This is a genomic window from Staphylococcus schweitzeri (genome assembly GCF_002902405.1).
Taxonomy (GTDB): domain Bacteria; phylum Bacillota; class Bacilli; order Staphylococcales; family Staphylococcaceae; genus Staphylococcus; species Staphylococcus schweitzeri.
In genome coordinates, this window is sequence record NZ_PPQS01000004.1 from 1 (window position 1) to 15309 (window position 15309).

A 15309-nucleotide genomic window follows, 5' to 3' on the forward strand; every position below is an offset into this window, starting at 1 on the left:
TCAACTACTGCCAATATAACTTTTTAGAGCATAGAACATTGATTTATGTCTCAGCCTCTTGCATAATTAAAAAAATTTTTTGCTACAACGTATGATTAAATAATAGATTTCACATAAATGTAAGTGTGTATATACACGGGGATTGGGGTGTAGTTATCAATGAAACGCTTAAGTACGACTTTGAAAGTACGATTGATTAGTAATTTTTTACAGCTGATTATTACGACGGCATTCATACCATTCATAGCATTGTATTTAACAGATATGTTAAGTCAATCAATTGTCGGCATATACCTTGTTGGTTTAGTAGTTCTAAAATTTCCGTTGTCCATTATATCTGGTTACCTTATTGAGATATTTCCGAAAAAGTTGCTAGTGCTCATTTATCAGGCGACGATGGTTATTATGCTTGTGTTAATGGGCATATTTGAATCTCATCAGTTGTGGCAAATCATTGGCTTTTGTGTTTCATATGCCATATTTACTATCGTTTGGGGATTACAATTTCCAGTTATGGACACATTAATTATGGATGCAATTACCGAAGACGTGGAACATTTCATTTACAAGATTAGCTACTGGATTACGAACTTATCGGTGGCTATTGGGGCGTTGCTAGGTGGTTTGATGTATGGCCATAGTATGTTACTGCTTTTCTTAATAGCAGCTTGTATATTTTTATTTGTACTGATTATTCTATATATTTGGTTACCTCAAGACCAAAATCAAGTAAGGCAAAGTGATGACAATAGATATGCAAGTAGTTATCGAAAATTACAAATTATGAATATATTTCGTAGTTATAAATTAGTTTTAAAAGACTGTAATTACATGTTATTGATTTCGGGGTTCAGTATCATCATGATGGGTGAATTTTCAATATCTTCATACATTGCTATTAGACTAAAGGATCAGTTTGAAACAATAAGCATAGGTTCATATGATATTACAGGAGCTAAGATGTTAGCAATCTTGCTAATGATTAATACGGTCTGCGTCATTTTACTCACGTATTTTATCTCGAAAGTTGTATTGAAAATGGATTTTAAAATAGCTTTAATAATTGGTCTGCTAATTTATATTGTCGGCTATAGTAGTCTAACTTATCTTAATCAGTTTGGCTTATTAGTAGTCTTTATGATCGTTGCAACTGTTGGTGAAATTATTTATTCACCTATAGTTTCAGAACAACGTTTTAAAATTATTCCTAGAGCTAAAAGAGGAACATATAGTGCTGTTAACGCATTAGGTATTCATATTTCTGAAACACTAGCAAGATTAGGGATTGTGTTGGGTACTTTCTTAACATCATTACAAATGGGATTGTATATGTTCATTGTGTTAACAATTGGTGCTAGCATGCTTGTTGCTGGTGTATTCGGGGGACAAAAACAATCGAATACAGATTGAATTTACTTTAATATTTATTTTATGTATTTGTTTATACTGAAAACCTATTAATTAGGTCGTTATTAAAATAGAGATAAATTTATTAAGAATTTGTTAAAATTTAGCGATAACAATTGTTTTATGCGAGTTGTTTGTTTAATATAAACTTGCTTCATGGATATTTTGTAACAATAGTACTGACATTAACGAATGATATGAACAAATGGTAGTTATTGAGTAAATAAAGCAAGGTGCTATTTATCGTAATGTATGTAATTTACATTTAAAACGTTTGGTGATTGATATTGATATGAGCGATGTATTTTAAGGGTAAAGATATATCGCTACTGATATCTGATGTCACAAATGATGTTTCGTAATCATCATCTTCTAACGAGATAAGTAATACTACCATTCGTTAATATAGCATCGTTCAATTTCAGTATGGATTGGGTATTATGATATGAAAGAAGGACTTTATATGATTATGGGTAACATGAAATTTCAACAAGAATATTTTAGAATATACAGCAACCATACAGAATCAACGACACACCGTAATACGTATTGGGTTAAACTCGCAACAAATGTTGATACTCAGCAAATGATGTGTGCACTATCGAAAGTTGTGCAACAACATCCATCTTTAAGACAATGTATTAATACTAACGTGAATAATGACTATACAATGACGCTTCATGAATTTCTACCTTTTATTGAAATACAACAAGTTCCGTTTTCTTCTACAAATTATGATTTAGATTCTTATTTCAAGAAAAAATTAAATAGATTCCATTATAATGGCATGCCGTTATTTAAATTTAAATTGTTTCAGTTTACCGATGCAACTTTTATATTATTAGATTTTCATGTGACAATCTTTGATGATAGTCAGCTTGATATTTTTCTGGATAATATGAGTAACGTATATCGTGACCTCAATACTTTAAATAATACGAAACATATATCACATTTAAATGATAAGCAAACAGACAAGTGCACACCCAATCAAGATGAATCTTATATACAATCAGACTGCTTTCGGCTAGAGAATAATAGTGATACTTATAAAGATAGTTATTTTCCAATTAAGTTTACCTATGAGAAACCAATGTACAAGCAATATGTCATCGATGATATGTCATCAGTAGATCTTAAATCATTGGCTGTGAGTGTATATTTAGCAAATCATATTATAAGTCAGCAATATGAAGTGACCATGGGTATGCACCTACCATCGAGATTTCCTAGCGAATATTTATTAACGTTACATGGTAGTATAGTGCCCTTAACTTTAAAAATTGATAATCAAGAAACATGCCATCATCTTATATCTGAATTTGATAATATTGTTTTTAAAAATGCCAACACATTACAATCCGCAAAGACATCACTTTTGTTAGAGACTATTTTTCACTGTTATTATCAAACAGTGACGTATCGTAATGATGTCGTTGTGGATATTCATCAAATTCACGACACACATACAAGTTTAGCTGATATTGAAATTTTCCCTAATGAGTATGGTTATAAAATTATTTATAACAGTGAGGCGTATGATTTGTTATCAATAGAAACGCTTAGTAACTTAGTTCAAAATATTTATGTTCAAATAAGTAGAAATAAGGAAATGGTAATTGGTGACCTCAATTTGATGACTAAGAATGACATGAAAATATATGATTCAATCAATTTAGACATACCAGTTATAGACGATAATCAAACAGTTGTTGATTTATTTGAACGTCAAGTTGAAGCAACACCGGATCATATTGCTGTTAAATTTGAAGGAGAAGTAATTACTTATCAAAATTTAAACGCACGTACCAATGATTTAGCGAGACGCTTAAGGTTGCATTATAATGTTAAACCTAATGATAGAATAGCTATCATTGCTAATCGGAGCATTGAAATGATTGTCGCGATGTTAGGAGTTTTAAAAGCGGGTGGGGCATATGTGCCCATAGATCCTAATTATCCAAATAAACGCCAAACGTATATTTTAAATGATGCAATGCCAAAAGTTGTTATAACGTATCAAGTATCACATAAAAATAGTAAACAAAACATTCCTCACATAGAATTAGAACAGGTCAATTGGCAAGATGCTGATAATCTTCCGAGATGTAATACGATTGAGAATCATGCTTATGTCATTTACACTTCTGGCACTACAGGTAAGCCTAAGGGGACATTGATTCCGCATCGTGGTATTGTTCGTTTAGTTCATCAAAATCATTATGTACCATTAAATGAAGAAACGACGGTGCTTCTGTCAGGTACGGTTGCCTTTGATGCTGCAACGTTTGAAATATATGGTGCATTGTTAAATGGTGGTACTATCATCATTACTTCTAAAGAGCAATTGTTGAATCCATCGGTATTGGGTCGGCTGATTAAAGAAAATGATGTTAATACAATGTGGTTAACATCTTCGTTATATAACCAAATTGTTAGTGAACATATAGAAATCTTGGAACCGTTAAGTTACTTATTAATCGGTGGCGAAGTTTTAAATGCTAAGTGGGTAAATTTGTTAAATCAAAGGTTGAAACATCCCCAAATTATTAATGGGTATGGTCCTACAGAAAATACGACATTTACGACAACTTATGCTATACCGAGTGAAGTTCCAAGACGTATACCAATAGGTAAACCTATTCTCGGGACGCATGTCTACGTTATGCAAGGTCAGAGATGTTGTGGGGTAGGTGTTCCTGGAGAACTATGTATAGAAGGTCTTGGTTTAGCAACAGGGTATTTAAATCAGCCGAAAATGACTGCAGATAAATTTATCGTGAATGCCAAGAATCATCAATTGATGTATAAAAGTGGTGACATTGTACGTTTATTACCAGATGGGAATATCGATTATTTATACCGAATGGATAAGCAAGTTAAGATTCGTGGATTTAGAATTGAGTTATCTGAAATCGAACGCGCACTCGAGCATATACAAGGTATAAATAAAGCGGTGGTTATTGTTCAAACATATGACCAAGAAGACTATATTGTGGCCTATTATGAGGGTATGCATATATTATCTAATAATAAAATTAAGGCACAATTACGTAGAACGCTGCCAGAGTATATGATACCTGTTAATTTCCTGCGTATTGAACAAATTCCAATTACGATTAATGGAAAGATAGATAAAAAATCTTTACCTAGTATGGACTTCGTTGATATGGGTACTTATGTACCTCCAAGTACTGATATCGAGCATATACTGTGCCAAATTTTCGAAGATATTTTAAATGTGCAACAAGTTGGAATACATGATAACTTTTTTGAATTAGGTGGACATTCACTAAAAGCAACATTAGTAGTAAATCGTATAGAGGAATATACTGGTAAACGGTTGAAAATTAGTGATTTATTACAAAAACCAACTGTATTTGAATTAGCACAAGCTATTTCGACAATTCAAGAACAAAGATATGAATCGATTCCTATAGCGATGAATAAAGAGGATTACGTGTTGAGTTCTACGCAACAACGCATGTATTTATTATGGCAAGCAAATCCAAAAGATACTGTGTATAACGTACCGTTTTTATGGCGTTTGTCATCGGATCTTAATGTGGCACAATTACGGCATGCAATCCATCAATTAATAGCACGACATGAGGTTTTACGAACGCAATATATAGTTGTAGATGATGAAGTTAGACAGCGAATTAAAACAGATGTTGAAGTTGACTTTGAAGAAGTTAATACCTACTTTAAAGATGAACAGCAAATCATGCGTCAGTATATAGAACCTTTTAATTTAGAAAAGCCAAGTCAAATTCGAGTTAGATATATTCGAAGTCCGTTGCATTCATATTTATTTATTGATACACATCACATTATCAATGATGGGATGAGTAATATTCAGCTAGTAAATGATCTTAATGCGTTTTACCAGAATAAAGGTTTGTCACCACTTACATTGCAGTATAAAGACTATAGTGAGTGGATGGCTCGACGTGATATGGGGCGACATAGACAATATTGGATATCGCAATTTGAAGACGGTGTACCTATTTTAAGTATGCCGACTGATTATGTAAGACCTAATGTTAAAACAACAAACGGTGCGATGACATCATTTTCATTGAGTAATACTACAAGACGTCAGTTGCAACAATACGTAGAAGAGCATCAAGTTACTGATTTTATGTTCTTTATGAGTGTAGTAATGGTACTGTTAGGTAAATACGCGCGAAAAGAAGACATTACAGTTGGTAGTGTGATGAGTGCACGTATGCATAGTGATACAGAGCGTATGTTAGGCATGTTTGCTAACACTTTAGTGTATCGAGGCCAACCAGTGAAAGAGAAAATGTGGGCACAGTTTTTACAAGAAATTAAAGAGCTTAGTTTAGCAGCGTATGAACATCAAGAATATCCATTTGACTGTCTTGTTGCTGATTTAGATCAAGCACATGATGCTTCACGAAATCCATTATTTGATGTGATGTTAGTTTTACAAAATAATGAAACGAATCATTCACATTTTGGGCATAGTAAGTTAACGTATATACCGCCGAAATCAGTGACATCGAAATTCGATTTAGCCTTTATTCTTGAAGAAGATTGTGATAATTATACTATCAATATTGAGTACAACAGCGATTTATATCGTTCGCAAACGATACAGAATATGGGCCAACAGTTTATCGCTATGATTGAATATATTTTAGCGCATAATGAGCCATTACAAATTAAAGATATACCAAATGATAATACAGATTTATTAAATTGGGTTAATACGCATGTTAACAATAGAACACTTGATGTCCCAGGAAATAAATCTATAATAGAATATTTTGATGAAATTGTAGCACAACGTAGCAATCATGCAGCACTAGTAATGAATGATTTGACGATGTCATATGAAACTTTGCAGCATTATGTTAATAAAATTGCACGAATACTTACTTCAAAAGGTATTGTTAGAGGACAACGCATAGCATTGTTAGCTGAACGTAGCTTTGAAATGATTGCAGCCATGCTAGCAACAGTGAAGTTGGGTGTGACATATGTACCGATTGATATTGATTGTCCGAAAAAGCGGCGTGAGATAATTTTAGAGGATGCTCAAATTGTAGCAATCATGATCTATGATGTGGATATTGAGACGACATTACCAGTCATTGATTTAGAAAATGTTAAATGTCATTATAAACCGAGTGAAAATGATTATGGTGATAGAGTGAGTTGTGGTCAAGATTATGAGACTTATACCAAAGGAAACGATAACCATGGCCGTGTAGAATGGGCTAATCAATATGGTTGTATATCCGACGAAGCACTTCATAATCAATATGATCATGAGTCTGATGAAATACTAGACAATCAATGCGAAAAAATGTCTGATATTCAAGGTTGTGAAATAGCAGATAATCTTCGTTGTGGCGAAATGATGTTGGATAACGAGATGTACGCAATCTATACATCTGGAACGACGGGTGTTCCTAAAGGTGTTGTTGTAAATCAACGTAATTTATTGAATTTAGTATATGCATGGTCACATGAATTGCAATTACAAGATACAGAAGTATTCTTGCAACATGCAAATATAGTATTTGATGCATCGGTCATGGAAATTTACAGTTGTCTGCTAAATGGCCACACACTTGTAATACCTAATAAAGCACAACGTGTTGATCCAGAACAATTACAGCAACTTATTACTAAGCATCACATTACGGTTGCATCGATTCCTTTACAAATGTGTAGTATGATGAAAGACTTTTATATTGAAAAATTAATTACTGGTGGTGCAACGAGTACACCATCATTTGTAAACTATATTGAGCATCATTGTGGCACTTATTACAATGCATATGGACCGTCTGAATCAACAGTCATTACGTCGTATTGGTCACATCAATGTGCTGATAAAGTGCCTAAAACGATTCCAATTGGTAAACCATTATCAAATATTCAAGTTTATATAATGTCAGATGGGTTGCTATGTGGTGTTGGTATGCCTGGTGAATTGTGTATCGCAGGAGACAGTTTGGCGCTAGGGTATATTAATTGCCCAGAGTTAACTGATGATAAATGGCAAGATAATCCATTTGGTAAAGGAAAGCTATATCATAGTGGTGATTTAGCAAGATATACACCAGACGGACAGATTGAATTTTTAGGAAGAATAGATAAACAAGTGAAAGTAAATGGTTATCGTATTGAATTAGATGAAATTGAAAATGCGATGCTTGCTATTCATGGTGTATCTGATTGTGTTGTAACAGTAAAGCACTTTGATACACATGATATATTAAATGCATATTATGTGGGCCAACCACATATTGAGCAACATGTGAAGTATCATTTATTGGAACATTTACCTAAGTATATGGTTCCAAAAACTGTCACTCATATTAATCATATGCCTTTAACAGCGAATGATAAAGTAGATAAGTCACAATTGCCTGAACCATACGTTTTACAACAGAATGGCAAGAGGGAAAGTGAAGCTGCTAATGAAATTGAACAAACGTTTATAAATGTTTTTGAAACAGTGTTAAAGCAGACTCATATTGGTGTAGATGATGACTTTTTTGAACTAGGTGGTAATTCATTGGAAGCCATGCTCGTTGTTTCTCGTTTGAAAGCATTAGGATATCATATATCAATGCAAACTTTGTATCAGTATAAAACAGTAAAACGTATTGTTAAATATATGTACCAATGTCAACAATTAGAAGTAACGTTACCAAAGAATTATCCGGAATTACAACAAATGGTTGAATCCCATTATAGTATGGGTGTTTTTGAATATGGTATAGAGCGAGGTACACTTGGAAATGTGTTGTTGACAGGTGCTACAGGATTTTTAGGTGCTTACATAATTGAAGCGCTTCAAGGATATAATAATCGTATTTATTGTTTTATACGTGCTTATAATAATGATGATGCATGGAATAAATTGCTGACGAATTTGAACTATTATTTTTCAGAAGAAACAGTTGAGAAATTGTTATCTAATATAGAAGTTATTGTAGGTGACCTTGAACATATGAACGAGGTAGCATTGACGGGAACAATAGATACCATTATTCATGCAGGAGCCCGTACGAATCACTTTGGTGATGATACAGAATTTGAAAAAGTTAATGTTCAAGGTACAATTGACATCATCCGTGTGGCACGGCAACATCAAGCGAAGTTAATTTATATATCAACGATAAGTGTGGGAACTTATTTTGATATGGATACTGAAGAAACAACATTTTCAGAAGCGGATGTTTATAAAGGACAATTACTGACATCGCCTTATACACGAAGTAAATTTTACAGTGAGTTAAAAGTATTAGAGGCTGTAAAAGATGGTCTCAATGGACGAATTATACGTGTTGGTAATTTGACGAGTCCTTATAAGGGGCGATGGCACATGAGAAATATAAAAACAAATCGTTTTTCAATTGTAATGAATGACTTGTTACAACTGGATTGTTTAGGTGACGGATTAGCTGAAACACCTGTTGATTTATCATTTGTGGATATGACGGCAAGGCAAATTGTTGCATTAGCAAAATTAAACATGCCACCAATTATATATCATGTTTTATCACCACATAAAATGACGATGAAATCTCTACTAGAAAATGTTAAGCGCAAAGAGATAAATATCGTCAGTGACAGGTATTTTGATCAAATGTTACACAAACAACAAATGTACGAAACAATCGGTCTAACGAGTGTTGATTATGGACAGCAACTTGCGACGATTGATGCTGAAAAGACATTAAGCATAATGAAAGACATCGGTGAACAGTGGCCAACAATGACTAGCGAATGGCTTTATCATTGGGCACAATATATCCAAACAATATTCAATAAGTAAGTAGGGAAAGTTATGACAGTATTTGTAATGCAATTACAGAGTAACTTGAAAAGTATTGAAGAATTAATATCACAAAGTCGTTGGTCATATAAAAAACCACGAACAGTCAACTATAGATACAATCAAGATAAACTCATGCACAGATTGGGAGATATTTTACTGCAATACGGAATTCAACATGATACAGGTTTGTTACCGCATGAATGGCATTATCACATTTCTTCAAGAGGGAAAGCAGAAATCGTTCAACATCATAGCGATGGTCCATCTATTTATGTGAGCTTGTCATATAGTTATCCTTATATTGTGTGCGTCGTAGATACACAACCGGTTGGAATTGATATCGAAAAAATTTCGGATCGCTTAGACTGGCGTACATTAGTAACGTGTTTTTCTACAAATGAAGCACACCAAATATGTAGTTTAAATGATTTTTACCAAATTTGGACGCAAAAAGAAAGTTTCACTAAGTTAATTGGTGAAGGATTAATCAAAGGATTGGATGTTTATGATATGACCCAGTCACACTTTTACCAAGCACGTGAAGTGAAATTTAAACAATTTATGTTTGATCGTTTTATGTTACAAGTATGCTTTATAGGACAAGCTCCTTGGGGTTATAAAAAATTATCTATTTTTCAATTATTGAGTAGTTAAAAATACGTCTAACAGTATTCCTTAGCAATAAGCTTGAAGCTTAATACGCCGAATGGTTTGCTGTTAGACGTTTTTAGGTATATTTTGAAAAATAAATATTAAAACTACCGAATGGAAGTTGAAATAGGTATAGCGAAGGCATTTAATACGAATTATTGTATAAATAAAGAACAGCAGTAAAATCATTTTCAATGAGAAACTATCTTACTGCTGTTTTGTTAAGGGATATATATTCCAGCATCTAATTACTTACATATTAATTCAATCTATAACGATAAACAAAATGTTGTCGTACTAGTTCAATGGTCATCATCCACACAACATGACCAAATAATTCAGATGCATGTTCTTGGAATGGTTGATCCCATGGAGCTGGTACAGTATGCATAATCGGCATAATGATGATATGGAAAAGAATCCATATAGCAATACCAAAGACAGCACCTTGCCCCATTGCTAAGTAAGCATATTTTTTAACTAAAATACAATAAATAATCGCTATAACGATAGAAAAACTAAAATGAACAATAAAGCTCACCCAAGGTAACTCCATATTTGAAAATGTATATGTTTGATGAGTAAAGTCGCTGCTAAATCCTAACTGTTGCAATAACTCTTGAGGTGGATTAGTTGCATTTCGTTCTGGTGTACGAGGTGGAAACATGACCTCCCAGCCTAACTTTACAATTCCAGATAACAAACCACCAATAATTCCGGCATAAATAAACAAGCCAATGTGTCGTTTCGTCAACTTAAGGACCCCTCTCTTTTTATCTATTTTCATTATAGTACTTTGTGAAAAAACTCACAATGAAATTTTGAAATTTAAAATATTTCTATCAACTATTTAGAAAATGACAAATAGAGTAGCAAATTTAACTTTGCAAGGAAGTATTATAAACATAAACATGCTTATAGAAATCAATGATGTAGTTCTCTAATATTGTTGGTATATTGATCAACAATAAAATCACTTAATCAATGAAAAATTTGACATCGATTAAGTGATTGAAGATGAAAATTTAACATATAGTTGTACCAACAAAGTTGTCATGATAAATTTTTTCAATAATATTTGGTTTTCTACCAGATGCAATAATAACTTTAGGACATCCATTTTCAATAGCATTTTTAGCATCAAGTACTTTGGGAATCATGCCACCGTATATATCACCGCAATGAATATATTGTTCAATGTTACTAATTGGCAATTTAGATAGTATAGAATCTTGAATAATCACGCCTGCAATATTACTGAGGACATAAATCGGCACTTCTAACGACGATGCGATGAAATAGGCAAGTGTATCTGCATTGATGTTATAAAATGCATTATTATGGTAGCTGTAGCCAATTGAGTTAATAATAGGGACGTATTGAGTGCTCAAGTAATTTATGGTTTCTTTATTTAAGGTTGTAGGAATGCCCACATATCCATATTGTTGGTTATATGATGTTATTTCAAATAATTGTGCGTCGAGCCCACTTAAACCAATTGCTGAACAACCGTGTCGGTTAAATGTTGCAACTAATGCGGTGTTAACTTCTGCAATTAAAGTTCGCTTTGTAATATCCATTGTTAATTTATCGGTTACTCTTAAACCATTAATAAAATGTGGTTCAATATTATGACTTGATAATGCTTCATTAATAAACGGACCACCGCCATGCACGATAATTGGGTGAATGTTTTGCGATTTTAAGTGTTTAATATTGTTAATAATTGATGGATGCATGTCACTAAGTGTACTGCCACCAATTTTAATGACAATAAAATTCATCATATGATTACACCACCCTACGTACGGTATGACGCATTGATGCGTACATAATCATAGGATAAGTCACATCCGTAAGCTGTGGCTGATGCATCACCTAAACCGAGCTGGACATCTATGATGACATTTTCTTTAGTTAATGTATTTGACATGGCTTGTTCATCAAATGATACAGCCATACCTTTATCAACTACTGGAATATGGTTAAGTTGGACGTAAGTTTGATGTGGTTCAATATTACATCCGCTATAACCAATAGCTGTAATGATTCGTCCGAAATTAGCATCTTCGCCAAAAATAGCTGATTTGACAAGGCTTGAGCTTACGATTGTTTTACCAATTCTTCTAGCGTCTGATATAGATATTGCGCCTGAGACATTCACTGTTATTAACTTTGTTGCACCTTCGCCATCTCTGGCAATAGCTTTAGCTAAAAATGTGCAGACAAAGTGGAATGCATCAACAAAAGTTTGCCATTGTGGATGATTAGAATTTAATGTTTGATGTTTAACTTGGTGATTTGCCATGACTAACACCATATCATTTGTACTAGTATCTCCATCTACTGTAATCATATTAAATGAATGATCTGTCGTTGATTTTAATAATTGGCGAAGTGTATCTGTTTCAATCGTGGCATCTGTAGTAATAAATGCGAGCATGGTAGCCATGTTTGGATGAATCATGCCAGAGCCTTTAGCGGTTCCGCCAATTGTTATCGTTTGATTATCAATTTTAAGTGACACAGCGATGTGCTTTGTACATGTATCCGTAGTTAAAATTGCCTCATTAAAAGCTTCAGACTTAGCATAGGCGGTATCTTTAATATGTTCTGTCCCATACTTAATTTTATCCATAGGTAAATATTCACCAATAACACCCGTTGAAGCAACAGCAACATACTCAGACGGTATGTGAAGTTGTTGTGCAGCCCATTTTTGTGTTTGTCTTGCATCATCTATGCCTTGTTTACCTGTACAAGAATTTGCATTAGCTGAGTTAACAATAAGGGCTTGAATTTTGCCATTGGACTTCTGAAGTGTTGATTCGGTAATAACAAGGGGTGCAGCTTTGAATTGATTTAAAGTAAAAACAGCAGCTGCACTAGCCAATGAAGTGGAATAAATCCAACCGAAATCTTTTTTATTAGCACGTAAACCGATATGCATACCACCAGCAGTGAATCCTTTGGGTGTACTGATATCCCCATGCTTAATTATTGAAAAATTATGTTCTTGTAATGTCGTTTCTTGTTGTTTCATCGTAACACCCCTTATGGATATACTGGTGATTGTTTTAGACCAGTAGTAATATCAAGACCATATAATTGATTTAAGTTTTGAATGGCTTGTCCACTTGCCCCTTTAACAAGGTTATCAATCACTGAAATTAATATTGCTGTTTGTGTCGATTCGTCTACATAAATACCGATATCACAGTAATTACTACCGAGTACCTCTTTGGTTGTTGGGAAACTACCGATATCTCTAATTCTGACAAATGGTTGATCAGTATAATAAGAAGTCATTAATTTATGTAATGATTCAGTCGTATATTTAGAAGTTAATTTGACATAAATCGTTGATAAAATGCCACGTGTCATAGGTACAAGATGTGGTGTGAATATAACTGAGACATCTTGACCAGCAATTGTCGATAAATATTGTTCAATTTCAGGTTTGTGCTTATGGTTTCCGATTGAATAAGCGCTTAGATTTTCGTTCATTTCTGAAAAATGAACACGTTGAGATAATGAACGACCAGCACCAGATACACCAGTTTTAGCATCGATAATAATAGATGACAGATCTACAATTTTTTCACTAATCAGTGGATGTAATGCCAGTAAGGTTGCTGTAGGGAAGCAACCTGGATTAGAAATCAGTTTTGTTCCATTATTATCAAATGATTGCCATTCTGAAATGCTATAGATAGCATGATCTAAGTCATCTTGAGATGCAGCTGATTCTTTGTAATATGTTTCATATACTTCACGATTTTTAATTCTAAACGCACCGGATAAATCGATAACATGAATACCTTTTTTGATTAAAGGGGGGATACATGTTTTACTCACAGGTGCGGGTGTAGCAAAGAAAATCACATCACAACTATTGTCTTCAACTGTAAGTGCTTCGAAATGTTGCATGATATGTTGTAAATGTGGAAACGTTAATTTTAACGGTTCATCTACTTTTGAATGTGAATAGATATGTGCAATGTATACTTGGGGGTGTGTCTGCAATAATCGAATTAATTCAATTGCTCCATAGCCGCTACCTCCAACAATACCTACTTTAATCATCATGAATCCCTCCTAAATCATATATGTATATGCTTATTTTTAATTTAAAAAAACATCTTGAAAGACTGAAATGATATGATTGATTTCATCTTCATTTATTACTAGAGGTGGTGATAAACGTATGATGGTACGATGCGTTTCCTTGCATAAAATGCCACGATTTATTAGTTTTTGAACAAATGGTGCAGCATCTGTGTTGAGTTCAATGCCTATAAATAAACCACGACCTCTAATTTCTTTAATATTTGGGTTATCAAGTTGCTGTAGTTGAGCTAATAATAACAATCCTAAGCGTTCTGAGCGCTCAATCAGTGCTTCGTTTTTAAGTACATCAAGTGCAGCTGTTGATACTGCAATGGCCAATGGATTTCCACCGAATGTCGAACCATGTGTCCCAGGTGTTAATACACGCATAACATCATTATTTGCGAGCACAGCAGATACAGGGTATATTCCTCCACCGAGAGCTTTTCCTAAAATATAAATATCTGGAATAACTTGTTCCCATTCCATAGCAAACCATTTGCCAGTTCTACCAAGACCAACTTGTATCTCATCTGCAATAAGTAATATTTGCTGTTTGTCACATAATTGTCGTACAGCTTGAATATAACCTCTAGGCGGAATATTAACGCCACCTTCACCTTGAATGGGCTCTAAAATAATTGCGGCAGTATTCGATGTTATGGCTTGTTCTAATTGTTCAATGTTTCCAAAATCTACTGTAGTTATACCTTGAAGTAGGGGGTGAAATCCTACTTTGTATGAGTCATGGTTTGATAGTGATAATGATCCCAATGTACGACCATGGAAATTATTGTTCATAGCTATGATTTCAACTTGACCATCAGGAATTTTTTTAACATCAGAACCCCATTTTCTAGCGATTTTAATAGCTGCCTCTACAGCTTCTGTACCAGAATTAAGGGGAAGCACTTTGTCTTTCTTAGCAAGGTTACAAATTTTTTCTTCCCATTTACCGAGATTGTCACTATAAAGAACTCGTGAAATAATAGACAATTTTGAAGCCTGTTCAGTCATAGCTTTAACAATTTGTGGATGACAATGTCCTTGGTTTGCCACTGAAAATCCGGAGATACAATCTATATATTGTTTACCATTTGTATCCCAAACTTTAGTGCCTTTTCCTCTAGTAATAACAATTTTAAGAGGTGCATAATTATTAGAACTATATTGATCAGTTAATTTGATGATAGAATTCATGACTCTCCCCTCCCTTATATTTATACATTTTAAAGAATTAATATTAATATATTACAGTTGTTCAATATAAGTGTCAAATGTAAATTTAATAATATATGCATAATATTTTGGGA

General features: G+C 33.6%; 8 protein-coding genes. 3 read left to right on the forward strand and 5 right to left on the reverse strand.

Features of this window, described 5'->3' with window-relative positions:
• The first annotated feature begins 159 nt into the window (after nt 1-159).
• From CD116_RS01000 to ausB, 3 genes are all read left to right on the forward strand, one after another.
• Nucleotides 160-1410 (forward strand): MDR family MFS transporter, encoded by a 1251-nt coding sequence (locus tag CD116_RS01000; RefSeq protein ID WP_047529131.1) that lies wholly within the window; start codon nt 160-162, stop codon nt 1408-1410.
• Nucleotides 1411-1870: 460 nt separating this feature from the next.
• Nucleotides 1871-9232, forward strand: coding sequence for an aureusimine non-ribosomal peptide synthetase AusA (gene ausA / locus CD116_RS01005; protein WP_047548921.1), 7362 nt, complete (start codon nt 1871-1873; stop codon nt 9230-9232).
• A 12-nt stretch (nt 9233-9244) separates the two neighbouring features.
• Nucleotides 9245-9889: an aureusimine biosynthesis 4'-phosphopantetheinyl transferase AusB gene (gene ausB / locus CD116_RS01010; protein ID WP_047548919.1), complete on the forward strand. Its 645-nt coding sequence runs from the start codon at nt 9245-9247 to the stop codon at nt 9887-9889.
• Between the two features lie 256 nt (nt 9890-10145).
• Here ausB and CD116_RS01015 read toward each other — a convergent pair whose 3' ends face one another.
• The 5 genes from CD116_RS01015 to rocD all read right to left on the reverse strand — a co-directional run bounded on the left by CD116_RS01015 (nt 10146) and on the right by rocD (nt 15196).
• Nucleotides 10146-10625 carry a YagU family protein gene (locus CD116_RS01015; protein ID WP_072324249.1) on the reverse strand — a complete coding sequence of 160 codons (480 nt, stop codon included), beginning with the start codon at nt 10623-10625 and terminating at the stop codon, nt 10146-10148.
• Nucleotides 10626-10911: 286 nt separating this feature from the next.
• Nucleotides 10912-11670 carry an acetylglutamate kinase gene (gene argB, locus CD116_RS01020; protein WP_047529364.1) on the reverse strand — a complete coding sequence of 253 codons (759 nt, stop codon included), beginning with the start codon at nt 11668-11670 and terminating at the stop codon, nt 10912-10914.
• 17 nt (nt 11671-11687) lie between these two features.
• Entirely contained in the window at nt 11688-12929 is a 1242-nt protein-coding gene (gene argJ / locus CD116_RS01025) for a bifunctional glutamate N-acetyltransferase/amino-acid acetyltransferase ArgJ (protein WP_047448711.1), read from the reverse strand.
• Nucleotides 12930-12940: 11 nt separating this feature from the next.
• The gene (argC, locus tag CD116_RS01030) at nt 12941-13972 is read right to left on the reverse strand and encodes an N-acetyl-gamma-glutamyl-phosphate reductase (protein WP_047548916.1); all 1032 of its coding nucleotides are present in this window, start codon (nt 13970-13972) and stop codon (nt 12941-12943) included.
• Nucleotides 13973-14011: 39 nt separating this feature from the next.
• The gene (gene rocD, locus CD116_RS01035; protein WP_047548913.1) at nt 14012-15196 is read right to left on the reverse strand and encodes an ornithine--oxo-acid transaminase; all 1185 of its coding nucleotides are present in this window, start codon (nt 15194-15196) and stop codon (nt 14012-14014) included.
• Nucleotides 15197-15309: the final 113 nt, after the last annotated feature.